Origin of the sequence: Novosphingobium sp. ST904, assembly GCF_001298105.1 — a bacterium.
Lineage (GTDB): Bacteria > Pseudomonadota > Alphaproteobacteria > Sphingomonadales > Sphingomonadaceae > Novosphingobium.
On sequence record NZ_LGJH01000116.1, the window covers coordinates 13,251 to 31,725 of the forward strand.

Sequence of the window (18,475 nt, forward strand, 5' to 3'; positions counted from 1 at the left end):
CCAATCTGGATATCGGAATGGTCGGCAGCCTTTCGTCTGCGATGGTCTCGAAGACTTGAAGCGTTACGCGTGCCCGCGACGTTTGATCGTCCATGACCGATATGATCGAGCGCAGTTCTGATCCCTACAATGCCGAGCCGACGCCCGGTGCGTTGATCGAGCGGTTTCTGACGCCGCAGGCGCTGTTCTACGTGCGCAGCCACGGGCCGGTGCCGGATCTGCCCGCCAATCATCGGATCGAGGTGAGCGGGAGGGGCATGGCGAGCCGCTTCTTCTCGGTGCAGGAACTGAAGAGCACGTTTGCCACGCGCACGGTAACGGCGGTTCTCCAGTGCGCCGGCAACCGGCGTACCGATCTCCAGCAGGTCGCCAACACCTCCGGCGATCCGTGGGACGTAGGCGCGATCGGCAATGCGGAGTGGACCGGCGTACGCTTGGCCGATGTGCTCGATGCGGTCGGCGCGCCGGATGCGTCCGAGCTGTTCGTGGCGTTCACCGGCGCGGACGAGGTGGACGTGGAGGGTGAAGAAGCCTTGTTCGGGGTATCGATCGCCATGAGCAAGGCGCGGGAGCCCGACGTACTCCTCGCCTGGGCGATGAATGGCGAGCCGCTGACGCCCGAACATGGCGCCCCGCTCCGCATGGTGGTGCCTGGCTATGCCGGGGTCCGCAGCGCCAAATGGCTGACACGGATCGAGGTGCGTGAAACGCCCTCCGAGGCACCGATCCAGGCGCACGACTACAAGCTCTTCCCCGCCGCTGTGACGAGCGACACCGTCGACTGGAGCCAGGGTCTGACGATCAATGCCATGCCGCTCAACGCCGCGATCTGCTCGCCCGGTGCGGGCGAGAGTTTGGCCGCCGGAGAGGTGCGGATTGAGGGATATGCCATTGCCTATGACCGCCGTATTTCTCGGATCGAAGTGTCGGTGAACGGCGGTCGCGACTGGCAACAGGCGACCTTCGCCGATGATCCGGAGACGCGCTGGGGCTGGCGGCGCTGGATCCTTGACGCCACACTTGCCAAGGGACGCCAGCACCTTGTCGCCCGTGCCTTCGACGAGACCGGGCAGGGACAGCCCGAGCGGCCGGATACGATGTGGAATTTCGCCGGCTATCTGTGCACCGCCTGGCATCACGTTCACGTGCTGGTCGAATGATCGAAGCATCAGCGGCACCGGACGTCGCTTTCTGGATCGATGCGATTGGCCGGCTGGTGGTGGCGACCGCGGCCGGGATGGTGCTCGGCTGGGAACGCTCGCGTGAGAACCGGCAGATCATGGGCCTGCGGACGCTGGGTCTGGTCGGTCTGGCGAGTTGCATCGCCGTTCAGGCGATCGTGCATAGTGGCTTGCCGAACGTGAACGCCGATGCCGCAGGACGGGCGATGCAGGGCATTCTGTCCGGCGTCGGCTTCATCGGTGCCGGTGCGGTGCTGCGGGTCGGCCAGGGTCAGGAAGTGCATGGATTGGCGACCGCCGCGTGCATCTGGGTGACAGCCACGATCGGCGCGGCAGCAGGGTTGGCGGTGTGGCCGCTCATCATCGGCGGGGTGAGCCTTGCAATGCTCGTCCTGTTCGTCGGCGCGCCGCTGGAACGCCGCATCCGCGAGCGAGCCCGTCTGACGCCGGCCGAGACCGACAGGAAGGATGTCGAGCGCAAGCCGTGATCGCGCTGGACCGCCCGGTGCCCGTCGGCGCCGGGAGGCGGCAAGGCGCTATCAGGACACAAGCGCGGCATCTGCCTGACGCCGGACTTCATCGGCGATCGGATGCAGTTCGGCCGCGGGTCGCTCGCCCACCACACTATAGCCGATCCCGTCGACCGCCCATGTGACCCGGCCCATGGTCCCGCTGGACGTGCTGGTCATGCTCGCGGTCTTGTCGATCTGCATGGGCCTCGTCAGCACCGCAAGTTTCGACGCTTGCGGTCCGTCGTAGAGGAGCAGTGCCGCAGGGCCGTGGGGCGTCGCGACCAGTCGCCCCCCGCCATAGCGATAGCCGGCCGTGCTGAGGTCCGGGATCGTGACGCGCTCACCCAATCGAGCGGAGGTCCATCGGATCAGCATGGCGCGCTGGTCGGGGCCGATCTCCGCCGGTCGTATCCGGTCGGCGGCATAGACACGGAAATTATCACTCGCCTCGTTGGCCAGCGCCGCGATGCCCGCGCGGGGTTCGCCGCTCCACCGCGCGCTCGACCAGCCACCGCCAAACCCCAACGCCAGCAGAAGTGACGCGGCGATGGCGAGCTGCCAACGCGGTTGCCGTTGCCGTCCCCTGATCGCTGCCACGCGCATCGTCGCCGGGATCGGTTCATCCGCGACGGGGGCGAACAGGGATGCAAGGGCTCGCGCCTGCTCCGCCTGCTCTCGCACACGGGCATGCACGTCCGGCTGGCCTTCAAGATAGGCGTCGACCAGGCGCTGCCGCTCGGGCGACAGCCTGCCATCGATCCATGCGGCCAGATCGTCCTCGCCGATCGGGCTGGTCATTGCACGCTCCTCAATCGCGGCCGTTCACCCTCCCGGAGGAGGGTCGCCAGACGTCGCGCCCCCGCGATATGCGCGACATTACCGTGCCCAGCGGCACGCCGACTACGGCAGCGACCTCCGCATAGGGCAGGCCCTCGACCGAGACCAGGAGCAGCACCGTTCGCTGTTCTTCAGGCAACGCATCAAGCGCGCGCAGCAGGTCGCGGTGGTGCAGGCCTGTGTCCTGATCGGCCGGGCGGCCGAGCGCGGCGTCGTCCACGAGGTGGAGCGGAACCGCCGTACCTCGCCGGCTATGCTGCCGCTGATGATCGACCAACAAATTGTGCAGGATCGCATAGACCCACGGGCGGACCTCCGCACCCCGTCGCTGTCGCCAGCGCCCGACCGCGCGCTCCAGGCAATCCTGCACCACGTCATCCGCCATCACCCGGTCGCGCAACCACGACCGGGCATAGCGGCGCAGCCCGGGGATCAGCGGTTCGATCGCGGCGGCAAGCGGGTCCATCTCAGTCGCGCTGCACCTGCACGATGCGCCCCGGCGCGCCGTTCACCACCTCCGCAACCGCCAGAAAGCGCCGGGGTGTCGCGGTGCTGCCCTGAACGATCTGGCGGATCGGACCCGATGCGTTGACGATCGCCGCACCTGCCGGGTTGCTCATGAAGTTCGCAAGCGGCTCTACAGCGCCGCTGCCGTCCGCATTGGCGGTCAGTACGAGCATGTAAGGCTTCTTGGGCTGCAAACCGGTAACGGCACTCTGCACGACCTGAATGATGCCCTGGTCGAAGAGGGTGATGCTGCTTGCCGTACCTTTGCCGCCAATCGGCCCCATGGTCAGATGCAGCGCCTTGCCCGCTGTGCCGAGCGGCTGGAGATTGTCGGTGCCGGGGCCTGTCGGAACTGCGTTCGACACATAGGCGATCGCCTGCGGTGCCTGTCCGACCGGCACGGTAGCGACGACCGTGTTGCCGGCAGTGTCGATCGCGGCCAGCTCATCGGAATTCTCTAGCCCGACATAAACGCGCCGGCCGTCGCCCGATGGCCAAACACCGTGCGGCATCTTGCCGACCGGAATTGTTGCCACCGGCGTGAAGTCGGACGTGCGGAACACCTTGACCACATTCTCTCCGCCGACCGTCACATACGCGAACTGCCCCTTGGCCGTGCGGGCGAAATTGACATGGTTCGTGATAGGCCCGGTATCCAGCACCTTCAGGATCGCGAAGGGTGGCCGAGCATCGAATGCGACCGTCTTGCCGATGTCCTTCAGCGTAAACCACACTTGCTTGCCGTCCGGCGTCGCGGCGATGTTGGGGCAGAAGGGGCTTGGCTGCGCCACCTGTCCGACCTGCGCGTGGGTCGCGACATTGAACACAGCCAATACCGGATTGAACGAAGAGCAGACATAGCCGTACCGGCCATCGGGAGAGAAGATCGTCATGCCCGGACCACCGGGCGTCTTGATGCGCCCCGTCTCCTTGTACGTCGTGGGGTCGAGCACGGCGATATAATCCTCGCCGCGGACCGTGACCCACACCTCCTTGCCGTCCGGCGTGAAGAACGCCTCGTGCGGACTGCGCCCGACATAGGTCGTGTGCTTGACGGTGTTGGTGGCGGTGTCGATCCACGACACGGCGTTCGATCCGATCGACACGACCGCCAAGGTCTTCCCGTCCGGCGAGAAGCCCAGGCCGTGAACCAGCACCTGTCCCTTGTAGAGCGGGGAGAAGTTCATCGGCTGGGGATCGCCGAGTTTGATGACGCCGAGCAGCCGGTTGTCGGCCGGGTCGGTCACCGACACCGTGTTGGAGAATTGTTCAGACGCATAGACGCGGTCGCGGTGGCTGACGGGCATGTCCTTAGCGTTCCACGGCGCCTGCTGGGCCATGGCGAGGCCCGGTGCGGCGCTCATCAGCAAGGCGGCCGAGCGCAGGATGGTCCGGATCATGTCAGTGCTCCATAGGGCTATGGTGGTCGCCGCCCTGCGTCGGGGCTGGCGTCGAAGGCGGTAGCGGCTGGCCGATCGCCAGCTTCATGGCGGCGATCTCCTGCTGCTGATCGATGATGATTTCCTGCGCGATGCGCTTGAGCTGCTCGTTATGGCCGTAGCGCAGCTCCGCCACCGCCATATCGATGGCACCCTGATGATGCGGAAGCATCATCGCCACGAAGTCGCGGTCGACGTCACCGGACGGCTTGACCATCATGCCCGCCATCATCCGGTCCATCGCGACAGACATCATGGTAGCGTAGCCATCGGCGGGGGCGGCCGCGACTGCGCCGGTAAGTAGGGCCGAAGCCGTCAGACCCAGCATCCAATCTCGTCTACGCATAAGCCTCCAGCGCATCGGTCTCGAAAGCGTAGACGATGCTCGTCGGGGTTTATTCCGTGGCCAAAGCCATTTTATCGGTCCTCACCAAAACGATAGTCTCATGCTTCTGCGGTTGGTTGACCGGGTCGCGGTCGGACAGCATATGCGCAGGCACGGCGATGGATTTCCGCCGGGCCATTCGGTCGAACCGCCCTCGCAAGGGCCGATGATTCCTACCAGGCGCCGCAAGGCAGCAAGGAGGAATCGTGCGCGCGACATTTCGCAATCTCTATGACCAGTTCAACATGGCAGCGTTCATTCGCGATCGCCGCACCCATGCCACGTCGGTACTGCGGTGGGCTTTGATCCTGGTCCCGATGGCCGCAGCGGTGGGAACGCTCTGCGCGGCCTTCCTGCGGAGCCTCGACGCCGTAACCCGGCTTCGCTTCGCCTTTCCCTGGCTGCTCTACCTGCTGCCGATCGGCGGGTTCGTGGTCGGACTGCTCTACCATCTGACAGGGCGCTCGGTCGAAGGCGGCAACAACCTCATCGTCGAGCAAATCCACGAACCGGGGGGCGGCGTGCCGCTGCGCATGGCTCCGCTCATCTTCTTCGGCACGGTCGTGACACATCTGTTCGGGGGATCGGCGGGACGTGAAGGCACCGCCGTGCAGTTGGGCGGCAGTCTTGCCAGCGGGTTTGGACGCGCGCTCAGATTGGATGCGGAAGCGACACGCACCCTCCTTATGACCGGGATCGCGGCTGGGTTCGGCGCGGTCTTCGGGACGCCGATTGCGGGCGCGGTCTTTGCACTGGAGGTGCTGGCGATCGGTCGGGTCGAGTATCGCGCGCTGGTGCCATGCCTGGTCGCGGCGCTGGTCGGTGACTGGACCTGTCTTGCCTGGGGCATTCATCACGGCGTCTACCATGTCGATGCGCTGGTGCCGGTCGACGCGCTGCTCGTCGCCAAGGCCGGTGTCGCCGGCATTGCCTTCGGTCTGACCGGGCTGACCTTTGCCGAGGCCAATCACGCGCTGGGCGGATGGTTGAAGCGCGTGATCCCCTATGGCCCACTACGACCCTTTATCGGCGGGCTGGCCGTGATTGCGCTGGTCTGGCTGCTCGGAACCCGCGACTATCTTGGCCTGGGTACGCTCGCCGCGACACCGGACAGCCTGACCATCGCCAGCTTCTTTGGTCCCGATACGCACTCGTGGAGCTGGGCGCTGAAGCTGCTCTTTACCGTCGTGACCCTGAGCGCGGGCTTCAAGGGGGGCGAGGTCACGCCGCTGTTCTTTATCGGCGCGGCGCTCGGCAATGCGCTCGCGCCGATGTTCGGAGTACCGTCGGGGCTATTCGCAGCGATCGGCTTCGTCGCGCTGTTCGCGGGCGCGGCCAACACACCGCTGGCTTGCACGTTCATGGGGATCGAGTTGTTCGGCGCGGCCTATACGGTGCCGATCGCAGTCGCGTGCTTCGTCGCCTACCTCTGCTCAGGCCACAACGGCATCTACCTGTCGCAGCGCGTCGCTGTGCCAAAGGTACCTGCCGCACACCTCACACCCGACGCGACCCTGCGCGATGCCCGCACGCACCGCGCTTCTCGCCGGCGCACGCGCGCCTGATCCTGTTTCCTGTCGAAAGCCCGTCATGCCCAATCGTTTCACCGTCCATCACCGCGAAGTCGGGATGCTGCGCATCTATCTGAAACCGTCCGACAAGATCGGCCCGCGTCGCTTCTGGGGGGCAAAGCCGCTCTATCGCGAGCTGATTCGCACCGCGAAGGCGGACGGCATCATCAACGCCGTCGCGCAAAATACCCATTACGGCTTCAGCAATCACGAACCGATCCGGGAGAACGGCTCGGAAATTGCCGATCCGCATCTGACGATCTGTGTCGAACTGGTCGGCGATCGCGATCAGCTCGACCTCTTCTGTCGCCGGCATGGAGATCTGATCGGCGACAAGGTGATCGTCTACAAACGACTGGAGCATTGGACTATCACGCGCAAAACTGAGCTAACCAGAGCCTGATCGGCGTTCCCGTAAAGGAACCTCCAACGGGACGACCGTGACCGACACAAAAATCCGCTGTATGCCCGCCGGGGCTTTCCCAAAATATGTTCCCGAAATATGAGTCCCGAAATTCGCTGTTTGAGATGGGATAACGGGACTCATGCTGGTTGGTTATGCGCGTGTCTCGACCTCCGACCAGGACCTGACGCTACAAACCGATGCTCTGACCAAGGCAGGGTGCGAAAAGTTGTTCACCGACAAGGTGAGCGGCGCGAAGCTGAACCGGCCCGGTCTGACCGAAGCCCTCAATTTCGTGCGGGCGGGTGACACGCTGGTGATATGGAAGCTCGATCGCCTTGGCCGTTCGATCGGGGGCCTGATCGAACTGGCGGCCGACCTGTCCGCTCGCAAGATTGATTTCCGGTCGCTGACGGACGGGTTCGACACGGCCACCCCATCGGGCCGGCTACTGTTCCATATCCTCGCTTCCGTCGCGGAGATGGAGCGCGAACTGATAAAGGAACGGACGATCGCCGGATTGGCAGCGGCACGGGCAAAGGGCGGCACGGGTGGAGGCCGCAAGTCTGTAATGACGCCCGACATGCTCGACACAGCCCGCAAGCTGCTCAAGGCCGGCGACAAACCAGCGAAGGTCGCGAAGCTGCTACAGGTCGGCCGTTCCACCTTCTATCGCCACTTCCCTGCGGCCGAGCGCGAACCTGGCTAACCGGCGTCAGAAGATTGTCGCGTAGTAGGATTGCTCGAACCGGCCCCGGCTGATCCGGGCCATGTGGTCGATCCGTTCCGGCACCGGGGACGGGCGGCGGGTCCGGGCCGGTCTTGCGTTGGTGCGGGCCAACAGCATGAGATTGGCAATGGCCGCACCCAACAGAAACTCTTCCTCGGCACCGCGCAGACCGCGAAGGTGCAGGCGGGTTAGCCCCCGCTTACCCTTGGCATCGGCAAACACTCGTTCGACGCCCCGACGCAGCCGCATCGACCGCTTGAATAGGGGCGTCTGCATCTCCCCGCGTACCAGCTCGCGCACGTCCTCATGTTCGCTGTGCGTGACCGACCTGTTGCTGCCTGCGGTGCATTTCCGTTTGAGGTGACAGGCGCGGCAATCGGCTGGACTGGCGCTGTATCGGAGGAAGCCGGCCCGACGATCGGCACCGCGAAAGGGCAGTATCTTCCCAGCGGGGCAGACATAGCGGTCCTGCTCCCGTTCATAGCGGAAGGCTTCGCGGGGGAATTTGCCCTTGGTCTGTTCGGATCGTTCCAGCACCGGGATATGCGGGATGGTGCCGCGATCGGTGACGAACGCCAGGAACGCGGCGCTGCCATAGGCGGTGTCGGCCGCGACACGCTTTGGCCGGTAGCCGAACCGATCGTCAGCCCGTGCCAGCATGGTCCGCCCCGCATCGACTTCCGCCGCGAAGCGGGCAGGACTGGCCTCCACGTCAATCGCCACCCCTCCTGGCGTGTCAATCAGGACATTGAAGGCATAGCCGAACCGGCCCCGCGCCGTGCGCGCAGACCAAGCAGACGGCGGATCGGTGCGTGACACCTCGGCCGGCTTACCACGCGGCACGCCGTGTTCTTGCGGTGGAGCATTGGCCTGATCCGCCAGCCATTCACAAACCGGGCGGGGAAGCCGGGGCGCGGCCATGTCGGCGTCCCGCATCTTGCGCTGCCAGCTTGCATCGGCCGCGACGAACGATGCGTCGATTGCGGCATCCTTGTGGGCGATCAGCCCCGCGTCGGCGCAGCGCCGAACAGTCTGCTCGAACAGGATGCGAAAGATGCCGGCATTGCGGAAGCGGCCATGCCGGTTCTTGCTGAACGTCGAGTGGTGCGGCACCCGCGCGTCGATCGGCAATCGGCAGAACCAGCGATAAGCGAGGTTGAAGCGGACTTCCTCGCACAGCCGGCGCTCCGACGTGATGCCATAGAGGCGAGCGATCAGTGACATGCGGATCAGTAGTTCGGGCGCGATCGAGGGACGCCCATGGCGACTGTAGTGCGGGGCGAGCGCATCGCGCAGTTCACCCAGGTCGATCAGCCCGTCTATCCTGTGCAGGATATGATCGGCGGGGATCATCGCTCCCAGCGCCCGCCAGCTTGCGCCCTTGCCGCCTCGCTGTTGCTCACCCATCATGGCCGCTGCTCCCGATGTGTCGAAGCAGGGAACCCGTTAGGAACGCGATCGGATCACCCGGCCTTTTTTCAACAGCCCCGACCGGTTTTGACACCTAAGTGGTTGTATATTGGTCAAGCAATTTCGATCACGGCACAACTCGCCGCCCCGTCGCCCTCGCAACGGTCGATCGTCGTGGCAAGCAGGCTTTCGAGTTGCGCTAGGTCTGCCATTTTCGCGCGAACCCGCTCCAGGTGGTGGGCCGCGATCTCGCGGACCTCACTGCACGACGCCTGCGCGGGACCGCCAAGTGACAGGATCGCGCGCACCTCGGCCGGGGTGAAGCCGAGTTCACGCGCGCCACGGATGAATCCAAGGACGCGGACGTGGCCGGCCCCATATACTCGCCGGCCCCCGCTCGTGCGGGGTGGGGTCGCCACAATGCCGACGCGCTCGAAATAGCGGATCGTCTCGATGTTCACGCCGGTTCGGCGCGACAACTCGCCGATAGCTAGGCCTTTCTCATCCCTCATAATTCGCTTGCTCCTGTAGCCGCTACAGGAGGCATTAGGGGGTTATTCCGCCGGAGACGACTGATGAATAAAAGGATTTTGCCGCACGAAACCCTGGCCGCTTCCGCATCGCCACGCCGCGCCGACGCGGGGCTATCCGCCCTGGGTGCGCTGGCGAGCTTCGGCGCGGTCCTAGCCGCCGCATCCTGCTGCGTCTTGCCGCTCGCGCTGGCGGCGCTGGGCGTGGGGGCGGGCCTGTCGAGCACCTTCGCCGCGCTGATGCCTCTGCGCTGGGCCCTGACGGCGCTTTCCCTCGTCGGCCTGGCTGCCGGGTGGTGGGCGTATGTGCGGCGTCGGAGGACCTGCGCTGCGGATCGGTCCTGCACCGTGACCCTACCGTCCCGCGCAACTCCGATCATGCTCACGATCGGCACGACCCTGACGCTGACCGCGCTGATATGGGATCGCATTGAAGCGCCGCTTATAAAGGCGCTTTCCTGATGCAGCTCACCTCCACGCTGACCTGTCCCGAGTGCGGCGGTGTCGCGACCGAGACGATGCCCACTAACGCCTGCCAGTTCTTCTATGATTGCCGACATTGCGCGGCGGTGCTGCGGCCCCTGGCCGGCGACTGCTGCGTGTTCTGCTCGTTCGGCGATGTCCCATGCCCTCCGATTCAGGAGGCGAAGGCGAACGGGACCGTGGCGGGCTGCTGCGGGTGAGGGGGTATCGCACCTTTCAATCCGGGATGAGCGCGTAACCCCGGATTTGTAGATTCGCCAAGGTTGTAAGCGCCGAATCATCGATCTCAACGCCCGAAGCCACTTGGTTCGGCATGATCTCATTTCCGACCATGGCCTGACTGCAAACGCGGATTGAAACACCGGCTTTCTGGAGAGCGGCAATCAGCGCAGCGTTCGGGTTGGCCGCTACCTTCATACGCGCCGCATATGGCGCGTTCTGCAGGACGAGCGGGGTCGCGGGACCATGAATGATGACGGCGATGTCACCAGCCGGATGGACCTTGTCCGCGCCTAGCAGGTTCACGAAGCGCGCGACCTTCTCAAGGCTGGGATTCACTTTGTCGGGAGAGCTTGCGGCCTTGGTGACATTGAACAAGACGCGGTAGCGAAGCTTGGGATCGGGCCGCTCGGCAGCACTGGGCACGGCCACGATCCCGCCAAATCCCGGTATTACGGGATAAACCAGATTATCCTGTGCAGCTAGCGAGGTGCCGCCGGTCAGCATCGTTGCCGCGAGCAGAAATGTGGCGAAAGCTCTTTTTGGCAACCTTGCTCTCCTGTTGGACGGTAGGCGCTGCATAAACTCTCCAGAAGTGGGAGCCTACGCCTACGCAACACTGAACTGGCCCATCATTCCATTATCCTCATGTTCAAGGATATGGCAGTGATACATGAAGGGAGCGCTCTTGGCCGGCTGATCAAATCGGATGAGAAGCTCCACCGGTTCCTTGACGAGGACCGTGTCGCGCGGCCCCTGGTCGAGAACATCGGGCTGCCCGCCACCGCGGGTGAGAACATCAAAGTGGACGCCGTGAATATGGATCGGGTGGCGCATCATTTCGCCAGACACCTCCCATATTTCGGTGGAGCCTAGCTTCACCGTCTCATCGATGCGATTCATGTCGAATGGCTTGCCATTGATCGTAAGGCCGCCACCGCCGCTTCCTGAGCCCATCATGCCGCCCATGCCCATGTTGAGGCTCAGACGGCGACGGCGCACCGCCTTGCTGGCGTCGGGCCCAGTTCGTGATGCCAGAAGGGTCGGCACGACGCCGCTGGCACGAGCCTGTCCCAACGGCCGTGGTTCAAACCGCAGCACGGTCGCTGGTGCCGCGGCATCGGTCCTTCGGGCGCCACGCCCCATCATACCCATGCCGCCCATCATCGAGCTGTTGGTATCAGCCGCCGTCACCAGCGAGGCGGACCTACCGTCCGTGAAGTCCACGAGAAGCTCGGCACGTTGGCCCGGCGCCAAGGTTATGGCTTCCAATGCCACTGCGTGTTCGAGCAGCCCCCCTTCGGTTCCAATCCAGTGAAAGCTCCGCCGATCGGAAAACGACAGCTCATAAATCCGCGCGTTCGATGCGTTGACGAGCCGCAGGCGAACCAACCGATTTGGCACCGCCGCCAGCGGATTCACCGCGCCGTTCACAAGGATCGTGTCGCCGCGCCGGCCCTGCATGGCGACCATCATGCCGCCTGGCATGACAAGGCGACCATTTTCGAACTGGCGATCCTGGATGAGCAGGGGCAGATCGTCCACGCCATATTCTGACGGGAGCCCCAGGCCCTGCTCTTCGTCGTCGGTTACCAGCAACGCCCCAGCCAGGCCCGAATAGACTTGCTCGGCCGTCAACCCATGGACGTGTGAGTGATAAAGGAGGGTCGCTGCGGGCTGCCGGATCGGGAGCGTGGGCCGCCAGGTCGCGCCCGGCGCGATGATCTGATGGGGGCCGCCATCCAGCTCTCCGGGGATCAGAAGCCCGTGCCAATGCACAGTCGTGTCCGCGTTGAGCCCGTTGGTCACGACAGCCGCCACGTCGTCGCCACGGCGCACCCTGATCGTCGGTCCGAGATAGCTGCCATTATACCCGAGCGTGTCACTCGGCCGGCCTGGATAAAATGAAGTCGTTCCGGACTGGACCCGTAGCGCGAATGAGCGGCCAGGCCGTGCGTCCAACAGCGGCGGCATCGGAAGCGGGTTTGCACCTCCCCCGCCGAGGCCCGGCGTGGAGCGCGAGCAAGCGGTGGTTGCGAACAATGCCGCTCCGCCAGCCAACAGCGAACGTCGATCGAGCATCTAAATCTGTCCCAGCGTGCAGCGCAGCTCGGAAGCGATACGGACAGCCTGGTCGATCAGCATGGGGTTACCTCGCACTCCGGCGCTTCGAAGGAGCCTCGATGGCTTGGCGAAATAGTAGCTCACGGGGGGAACCTCCTAGCTGGCGCTTGATCGAACACCACTCCATCATATATGCTACATATAAGATGTTTGGAGCAACTGTGCCACCTTCCCTCGTTAAAATGTCTCCGGAGCTTCTGGAGGAAAAGGCCGGCGAAGCGGAAGCGTTCCTCCGTTCGCTTGCGAGCCGGCACCGTCTGATGATCCTGTGCAGCCTGCTCGGCGGGGAGTTGTCGGTAACCGATCTGGGCGAACGCCTCGGACTGACACAGTCGAATTTGTCCCGCCATCTGGCCACGCTGCGCGACGAAGGCCTGGTCGGAACACGGCGGGAGAAAACGACGATATTCTACCGCATCACGTCCGAGCGCGTGCTGCCGATCCTGACGGAACTCTACGCACTCTTTTGCGCCGGTGACGAAGCTGAGAGCAGAGAATCCTGACGATGGAGGGTTTCACCCCATTCTCGGCCATCGTGGGCGGCGCGCTAATCGGCCTCTCGGCTTCCTTCCTGTGGATCGCCAATGGGCGCATCGCTGGAATCAGCGGCATCGTCGGCGGGGTGCTTGCGCCTGTCCGCGGCGAGATGGCCTGGCGCGCAACATTCCTGGTCGGCCTGCTCGCCGCGCCCTTGCTCTACCGGGCGGCGGGCGGCCTGCTACCGGACCTCACGTCGCCGGCCCCAGTCGCCGTCGTGATCGCAGCCGGCCTTCTGGTGGGATTTGGGACTCGGCTCGGGAGTGGTTGCACCAGCGGGCATGGCGTCTGCGGAATAGCGAGGCTCTCGCCCCGCTCGCTCGCCGCGACAGGCTCTTCCTCATCACAGCGGCCGCGACTGTGTACGTCGCCCGACACGTCATCGGACTCTGAGCAATGAGGAAGCTGCTCATCGCGCTCGCCTCGGGGCTCATTTTCGGCTTCGGCCTGATCGTCTCCGCCATGATAGCCCCCAGCAAGGTTCTGGCGTTTCTTGATGTCGCCGCGCCGTCGTGGGACCCGAGCCTTGCCTTGGTGCTGGCCTCGGCCGTCATGGTTTCAGCGTTGGGATTTGCACTCGGCCGAAGGCGCGATGCTCCGCTTTTCGCACCGGCGTTCAATGGGCCATCGTCCCGGTCCCTGGACAAGAAGCTTCTCTCGGGCGCGGCTTTGTTCGGCGTCGGATGGGGCCTCGTGGGCTACTGCCCTGGTCCGGCCCTGGTCGCCCTGAGCCTCGGAGCGCCGGCGGCGCTGGTGTTCGTCGTGGCGATGCTGGCGGGCACGGGCGTCTTCGCCCTTCAGGAACGTTATCGCGCAGCCAGGCCCGGGGCAAACCCATGACGCCGGTCGACATCCTCACGCTCATATCCGGTGTCGTCGTCGGCTTTACCCTCGGGGTGATCGGCGGCGGCGGCTCGATCCTTGCCCTGCCGTTGCTGCTGTATGTCGTGGGCATGAAGGACCCGCACGTCGCGATCGGCACGAGCGCGCTGGCGGTGGCCGCCAATGCCTTCGCCAACCTGATCCAGCACGCCCGGGCCGGAACCGTGAAGTGGCCCTGCGCCCTCGTCTTCGGGGCATCGGGCGTCATAGGCGCCCTGATCGGCTCCACCCTGGGCAAGATGGTGGCGGGTCAGCATCTCCTGGTGCTGTTCGCAGGCGTGATGATCGTGGTGGGGGTTTCCATGCTGCGCGGCAAATCCGGCGGCGGCGACCCGGGCGTGCGGATCACGCGCCCCATCGCTGTGCGGCTCGTGGCGATCGGCCTTCTCGCCGGCCTCCTGTCAGGGTTCTTCGGCATCGGCGGCGGCTTCCTGATTGTGCCCGGCATCATGCTCGGCAGCGGCATGCCCATCCTCAACGCGGTCGGATCGTCGCTGTTTTCGGTGGGAACGTTCGGATCGGCGACAGCCCTCAACTATGCCCTGTCAGGACTCGTGGATTGGCGCGTGGCCGGCTTCTTCATCGCTGGCGGGGTCGCTGGCGGCGTCGCCGGCATGCAAACCGCCATCCGGCTCGCCGATCATAAGGGCTTGCTCACCCGCATCTTCGCTTTCGTCCTGCTGGCCGTGGCCGCCTACATGCTGTTCCGCAGCCTGGGCGGGATCGGCGGCTAGACACCATTGGAGACCGATCATGATCTTTCGTCAGTTGTTCGAGCCGGAGTCCTCGACCTACACCTACCTCCTCGGTTGCCCGGAGACGCGCAAAGCCGTCCTGATCGATCCTGTCCTCGAAACGATCGAACGCGACCTTGCCGCGCTTCAGGAACTGGATCTCGAACTGGCTTATACGTTGGAGACGCATGTGCATGCGGACCACGTCACATCGGCCTGCTATCTGCGCAGCCTTACCGGCTCCAAGATCGCGTACCCCGCCATGGACGGCCTTCCCTGTGCTGACGTGGGGGTCGCCGAGGACCAGCCTTTGACTGTCGGCGCGCTCAAGCTTCAGCCGCTGTTTACGCCGGGGCACACCGACGCCCACCATACCTACCTGGTTGAGCAGCCCGATGGTCTTCGCGCCTTCACCGGCGACGCCCTGCTAATCGACGGCTGTGGCCGCACCGACTTCCAAAACGGTGACGCCGCCACCCTTTATCACTCCGTCACGCAGAAGATTTTCACGCTGCCGGGCGATGGTCTGATCTACCCGGCTCACGACTACAATCATCGCCACATCACGACAGTGGCGCAGGAGCGTGAACGGAACCCGCGCCTTGCGGGCAAGACCGTTCAGGAATTCGTCGCGATCATGGCCGCTCTCGATCTTCCCTACCCAAAGAAGATCGACGTTGCCGTTCCGGCAAACAAGCTTTGCGGTGATTGCCCGACAGATTTGCCGGAAATGCTGCGCCAGATAGGCGGCAAGTCCGAGCAGGGCTGAGCCATCCGATACAGGTTCATTTACAGGAGAAAGTCGATGCCAACACGCACCTCGAAACAACTGGTTTCCGAAGCGAATGCGATTGTCGAAACTATCGCGCCTGACGATGCAGCCAAACTTGTCGGCAATCCCAAGGTCCAGTTCGTTGACATCCGCGAGCCAGGGGAAGTCGCAAAATCGGGGCTGGTGGCTGGTGCGGTGCATGTCCCGCGTGGCCTTCTGGAATTCCAGGTCGATCCTGAAAGCCCCACCCACAATGCCAAACTCGCCAGTGGATCGCGGTTGGTGCTCTATTGTGGGTCCGGCGCCCGCTCGGCGCTGGCCGCAAAATCACTCAAGGAGATGGGCGTGGAGAATGTCGCCCACGTCCCCGGCGGGTTTGCGGCGCTCAAGGATGCCGGCGCTTCAATCGCACCGGAATAACCCATGGCGCGCTCGAGCGCCGCTTCTCGCAGGCAGGATACAATCCTTGGATAGCCATATCGCATTCGCCAGCCTCGGATTGAGCCCGATAGCCATCTCCATAGGCCCGCTCGACATCCGCTGGTACTCGCTGGCCTATATCGCCGGCATCATTGCCGGGTGGTGGTATCTGCTGCGGCTGCTGGCCCAACCAGCGGCCCCGATGAACCGCGCACAAGCCGACGATCTCGTGTTCTACGCGACGTTGGGCGTTATCCTCGGTGGCCGTCTCGGCTATGTGATCTTTTACGGTCCTGAGATGATCTTCGACCCCCTGCAAATCCTCAAGCTGTGGGACGGCGGCATGTCGTTCCACGGGGGTGCAGCTGGCGTCTCGCTCGCGCTGATCCTGTTCGCGCGACGACACGGCCTCGAATGGCTGCGGGTCCATGATTATGTCGCCTGCACCGTGCCGATCGGCCTGTTCTTCGGCCGCCTCGCTAATTTCGTGAATGGTGAGCTTTGGGGAAAGCCCACCGATGTGCCTTGGGCGATTGTGTTCCCCGGAAGTCGCGATGGCCTCGCGCGTCACCCGAGCCAGCTCTACGAAGCCGGGCTGGAAGGACTGGTCTTGTTTGCCGTGCTCGCGTGCCTTTTCTGGTTTACCAACGCCCGACGTCGCCCTGGCATGCTCGTCGGCGTGTTCCTTCTTGGCTATGGGCTCGCTCGCTTCATTGTCGAATTCTTCCGGGAGCCGGATGCCCAGCTTGTCGGCTTCACAGCCAGAACAGGGCTTCATATGGGTCAGTGGCTCACCGTGCCGATGATTGCCGCAGGTATCTATTTGATAGTCGCAGCTTGGCGCGCCGGCTCGCGCAACCAGCAGGGCAAATCAGTAAAAAGTGAGCCAGCAATCATGCCAAAATCGAGTTGCAGTGAATAGGAACTAGCGGTCGCTATCCTGCTGCTCCTCAAGGCTAGCACCAACTTTGATTGTGCATCGCACCGTCTCGCGCGTTCGGGCTGCGGCCTTGCTGCACCCTTCGATCGTTTCGCGATTGGCCAACACCATCCTGTCGGCCGCTATGATCGCGCGGAACGCGGTGGGCGAGGCGGCCTGCATCATCCGCTGCCCGCCTTCCCACATTGACAGGTCGAGCGCTCGCGCCGCCATCTTTTCCGGCCATTGCCAGCTCGCCGGCACGGCACGCGCGACGACGCCGGCGAACGCCGCCCAAAGCACCATGCCGAGCACCACTCCGCCGATCGCCGTCCACATCAACCAGCGGTTCTGCTCGTAGCCCCGCCGCGCCGATGCGGTGACGCCCTGAAGCGCCCGAGTTGCATCCTTCAGCTCTGCGGCTGCGGTCGCGATCGTCCGCCGGTCCTCGGCGCGGGCGTCACCGCCTGCCGCTACGATCCGGTCAACAACGTGACGCGGCGTTGCTCCGTCCCTGGCTGCCGTCACCAGCGCGTCGGCGCGCTGCAAGGTGGCGTCGATCTTCTGCACCATGCCCGCCAGCGTCTCGCTATAGTCGGGCTGCTCGGGAAGTTCGGCGCGCTCGACCGCCATGCGCTCGACGGCGCGGCGTAGCAGCGCCAGCTCACCCTCCACCCGCGCGAAGGCCTCCTGGGCTGTCTCGGGTTCGTGCTCGTCCTTGCTCAATCCTGCTTCCTTTTCATACCCGAAAGCACGAATGCCTACCGGCTCAATCCCCGGTCGCGCTCGCGGTCCGGCCCCAGCGATTTCGCCAGCGCATCCCCGATTGCGCGGTCATTCTCCAGTTTCAGCTCCAACTCGGGCGCGCGGCGACGCAGCGCGGATTCAAGTTGCGGATCGCGGCCGATCGCACCGGCGACCTTCGCCATGTTGCCGCGCATCCGCTCCGCGCCGGGGCGGTCGCCCGCCCGCTCAAGGGCAGCACGATCGCGCTGCATCGCCTTCCAGGCTTCCACGAAGCGACCCGCGCGCGCCTCCGGGTCGAGCCGCACGCGCTGCTCCTCGGCCATCGCGCGCACGGCCCCTCCGGTGTTGCCGCCAGCGGCCTGCTCGATGAGACTGGGATCGCGCCTGAGCGCGGAAGCGAGATCACGCGCGGCATGGGGCCGGTTCGCGTCCAGCGCCTCGCCAGCCTTGCGCAATGCGCTCTCCTGATGCGGCAGCACCGGCAAGTCCTTGGCGCGCATCCGGCCTATATCGGCCGCGGCGCGCGCATAGCGTTCGATCGCCCCGGCCTGGTCGGGCTTGCCCCCGATCGCCGGCTCGGCCTGCGCCTTTACATCCGAAATGGATGTTTCTCGCACCGCTTTGGGCCGGAAGCCGTCGAACATGCCCTTGGCCTTGTCGCGCACCTTGGCGGCGATCTCCCGTGCGAGTTCCGGGAACCGGATCTCGCGCCGCTCGGCGAAGGCGCGTGCCCGGTCCTGGTCGGACGGCGCGGCATAGTCGCCGGCCATATCCTTGGCGCGGTCACGCGACAGGACGCGGGCGAGCTGGCGCTGATCGGTGAAGTCGTCGCGGCCATAGTGGAACGCCACCCCGTCGCGATGCCGGGACAGGGCGACATAGGTACCGTGCCGGTCCATCCCCGGCGTCGCCAGCACATGCGCGCGATCGACGGTCACGCCCTGCGATTTGTGGATGGTGGCGGCATAGCCGTGATCGACATGCGCATAGTCCTTGAGGTCGAACGCGACGCGGTTGCCGTCATCGAGCCGTACTGAAGCGCCCCGGGTTTCCAGGAGGCTCCAACTTGTGAGAAGGAGCATCCGTTATGAGCAAGACAACCAACAAATTTTCACCTGAAGTCCGCGAGCGGG

At 64.6% G+C, this 18,475-nt stretch carries 24 protein-coding genes and 1 riboswitch; of the genes, 14 read left to right on the forward strand and 10 right to left on the reverse strand.

Annotated features, from left to right (window positions below; translation table 11 throughout):
• Positions 1-92: 92 nt before the first annotated feature.
• Entirely contained in the window at positions 93-1,160 is a 1,068-nt protein-coding gene (locus ADT71_RS05160) for a molybdopterin-dependent oxidoreductase (protein WP_007406227.1), read from the forward strand.
• Positions 1,157-1,669, forward strand: coding sequence for an MgtC/SapB family protein (locus ADT71_RS05165; RefSeq protein ID WP_007406274.1), 513 nt, complete (start codon positions 1,157-1,159; stop codon positions 1,667-1,669). The genes ADT71_RS05160 and ADT71_RS05165 overlap by 4 nt, the downstream gene beginning before the upstream one ends.
• A gap of 51 nt (positions 1,670-1,720) precedes the next feature.
• On the opposite strand, the gene ADT71_RS05170 is transcribed toward ADT71_RS05165, so the two are convergent.
• The 4 genes from ADT71_RS05170 to ADT71_RS05185 are packed head-to-tail and all read right to left on the reverse strand — an operon-like array spanning position 1,721 to position 4,804.
• Positions 1,721-2,491, reverse strand: coding sequence for an anti-sigma factor (locus tag ADT71_RS05170; RefSeq protein ID WP_007406229.1), 771 nt, complete (start codon positions 2,489-2,491; stop codon positions 1,721-1,723).
• Between the two features lie 10 nt (positions 2,492-2,501).
• A complete protein-coding gene (locus ADT71_RS05175) occupies positions 2,502-2,996 on the reverse strand; it encodes an RNA polymerase sigma factor (protein ID WP_197282922.1) in 495 nt (164 codons plus the stop codon).
• 1 nt (position 2,997) lies between these two features.
• Positions 2,998-4,437 (reverse strand): YncE family protein, encoded by a 1,440-nt coding sequence (locus ADT71_RS05180; protein ID WP_054435629.1) that lies wholly within the window; start codon positions 4,435-4,437, stop codon positions 2,998-3,000.
• Position 4,438: 1 nt separating this feature from the next.
• Positions 4,439-4,804 (reverse strand): DUF305 domain-containing protein, encoded by a 366-nt coding sequence (locus tag ADT71_RS05185; RefSeq protein WP_219994278.1) that lies wholly within the window; start codon positions 4,802-4,804, stop codon positions 4,439-4,441.
• A gap of 163 nt (positions 4,805-4,967) precedes the next feature.
• Positions 4,968-5,044, forward strand: a riboswitch (Fluoride riboswitch).
• Positions 5,045-5,067: 23 nt separating this feature from the next.
• On the opposite strand from ADT71_RS05185, the gene ADT71_RS05190 reads away from it, so the two are divergent.
• From ADT71_RS05190 to ADT71_RS05200, 3 genes are all read left to right on the forward strand, one after another.
• Positions 5,068-6,426 carry a voltage-gated chloride channel family protein gene (locus tag ADT71_RS05190; protein WP_054435630.1) on the forward strand — a complete coding sequence of 453 codons (1,359 nt, stop codon included), beginning with the start codon at positions 5,068-5,070 and terminating at the stop codon, positions 6,424-6,426.
• A 25-nt stretch (positions 6,427-6,451) separates the two neighbouring features.
• Positions 6,452-6,835 carry a DUF190 domain-containing protein gene (locus ADT71_RS05195; RefSeq protein ID WP_007406288.1) on the forward strand — a complete coding sequence of 128 codons (384 nt, stop codon included), beginning with the start codon at positions 6,452-6,454 and terminating at the stop codon, positions 6,833-6,835.
• A 142-nt stretch (positions 6,836-6,977) separates the two neighbouring features.
• On the forward strand, positions 6,978-7,544 hold the full coding sequence (locus ADT71_RS05200) for a recombinase family protein (protein WP_004212894.1): 567 nt from the start codon (positions 6,978-6,980) through the stop codon (positions 7,542-7,544).
• 6 nt (positions 7,545-7,550) lie between these two features.
• Here the strand turns inward: ADT71_RS05200 and ADT71_RS05205 are convergent, their stop codons facing one another.
• Complete coding sequence (locus ADT71_RS05205) at positions 7,551-8,975, reverse strand: transposase (RefSeq protein WP_054435631.1); 1,425 nt, start codon at positions 8,973-8,975, stop codon at positions 7,551-7,553.
• Positions 8,976-9,088: 113 nt separating this feature from the next.
• Positions 9,089-9,487 (reverse strand): helix-turn-helix domain-containing protein, encoded by a 399-nt coding sequence (locus ADT71_RS05210; protein WP_054435632.1) that lies wholly within the window; start codon positions 9,485-9,487, stop codon positions 9,089-9,091.
• 63 nt (positions 9,488-9,550) lie between these two features.
• On the opposite strand from ADT71_RS05210, the gene ADT71_RS05215 reads away from it, so the two are divergent.
• The gene (locus tag ADT71_RS05215) at positions 9,551-9,967 is read left to right on the forward strand and encodes a mercuric transporter MerT family protein (protein WP_004213257.1); all 417 of its coding nucleotides are present in this window, start codon (positions 9,551-9,553) and stop codon (positions 9,965-9,967) included.
• Positions 9,967-10,188: a GDCCVxC domain-containing (seleno)protein gene (locus tag ADT71_RS05220; RefSeq protein WP_004213258.1), complete on the forward strand. Its 222-nt coding sequence runs from the start codon at positions 9,967-9,969 to the stop codon at positions 10,186-10,188. The genes ADT71_RS05215 and ADT71_RS05220 overlap by 1 nt, the downstream gene beginning before the upstream one ends.
• A gap of 16 nt (positions 10,189-10,204) precedes the next feature.
• Here the strand turns inward: ADT71_RS05220 and ADT71_RS05225 are convergent, their stop codons facing one another.
• Positions 10,205-10,789, reverse strand: coding sequence for a DsrE family protein (locus tag ADT71_RS05225; protein WP_004213260.1), 585 nt, complete (start codon positions 10,787-10,789; stop codon positions 10,205-10,207).
• 27 nt (positions 10,790-10,816) lie between these two features.
• Positions 10,817-12,289, reverse strand: a complete 1,473-nt coding sequence (locus tag ADT71_RS05230; protein WP_007016074.1) for a multicopper oxidase family protein — start codon at positions 12,287-12,289, stop codon at positions 10,817-10,819.
• Between the two features lie 203 nt (positions 12,290-12,492).
• Between ADT71_RS05230 and ADT71_RS05235 the strand changes: the two genes are divergently transcribed.
• The 7 genes from ADT71_RS05235 to lgt are packed head-to-tail and all read left to right on the forward strand — an operon-like array spanning position 12,493 to position 16,598.
• Complete coding sequence (locus ADT71_RS05235) at positions 12,493-12,834, forward strand: helix-turn-helix transcriptional regulator (protein WP_004213264.1); 342 nt, start codon at positions 12,493-12,495, stop codon at positions 12,832-12,834.
• Positions 12,835-12,836: 2 nt separating this feature from the next.
• Positions 12,837-13,268, forward strand: coding sequence for a YeeE/YedE family protein (locus tag ADT71_RS05240; protein WP_231635605.1), 432 nt, complete (start codon positions 12,837-12,839; stop codon positions 13,266-13,268).
• Positions 13,265-13,708, forward strand: a complete 444-nt coding sequence (locus ADT71_RS05245; RefSeq protein WP_054435633.1) for a DUF6691 family protein — start codon at positions 13,265-13,267, stop codon at positions 13,706-13,708. The genes ADT71_RS05240 and ADT71_RS05245 overlap by 4 nt, the downstream gene beginning before the upstream one ends.
• Positions 13,705-14,484: a sulfite exporter TauE/SafE family protein gene (locus ADT71_RS05250; protein WP_004213267.1), complete on the forward strand. Its 780-nt coding sequence runs from the start codon at positions 13,705-13,707 to the stop codon at positions 14,482-14,484. Before ADT71_RS05245 ends, ADT71_RS05250 begins: the two co-directional genes overlap by 4 nt.
• Before the next feature lie 19 nt (positions 14,485-14,503).
• Positions 14,504-15,253, forward strand: coding sequence for an MBL fold metallo-hydrolase (locus ADT71_RS05255; RefSeq protein WP_007016078.1), 750 nt, complete (start codon positions 14,504-14,506; stop codon positions 15,251-15,253).
• A 36-nt stretch (positions 15,254-15,289) separates the two neighbouring features.
• Positions 15,290-15,676, forward strand: coding sequence for a rhodanese-like domain-containing protein (locus ADT71_RS05260; protein WP_004213269.1), 387 nt, complete (start codon positions 15,290-15,292; stop codon positions 15,674-15,676).
• Positions 15,677-15,722: 46 nt separating this feature from the next.
• Entirely contained in the window at positions 15,723-16,598 is an 876-nt protein-coding gene (gene lgt, locus ADT71_RS05265; RefSeq protein ID WP_007016079.1) for a prolipoprotein diacylglyceryl transferase, read from the forward strand.
• 3 nt (positions 16,599-16,601) lie between these two features.
• Here the strand turns inward: lgt and ADT71_RS05270 are convergent, their stop codons facing one another.
• Both ADT71_RS05270 and ADT71_RS05275 read right to left on the reverse strand, forming a co-directional pair.
• Entirely contained in the window at positions 16,602-17,321 is a 720-nt protein-coding gene (locus tag ADT71_RS05270; RefSeq protein WP_231635606.1) for a DUF6118 family protein, read from the reverse strand.
• 35 nt (positions 17,322-17,356) lie between these two features.
• The gene (locus ADT71_RS05275; RefSeq protein ID WP_054435634.1) at positions 17,357-18,424 is read right to left on the reverse strand and encodes a hypothetical protein; all 1,068 of its coding nucleotides are present in this window, start codon (positions 18,422-18,424) and stop codon (positions 17,357-17,359) included.
• Positions 18,425-18,475 lie beyond the last annotated feature (51 nt).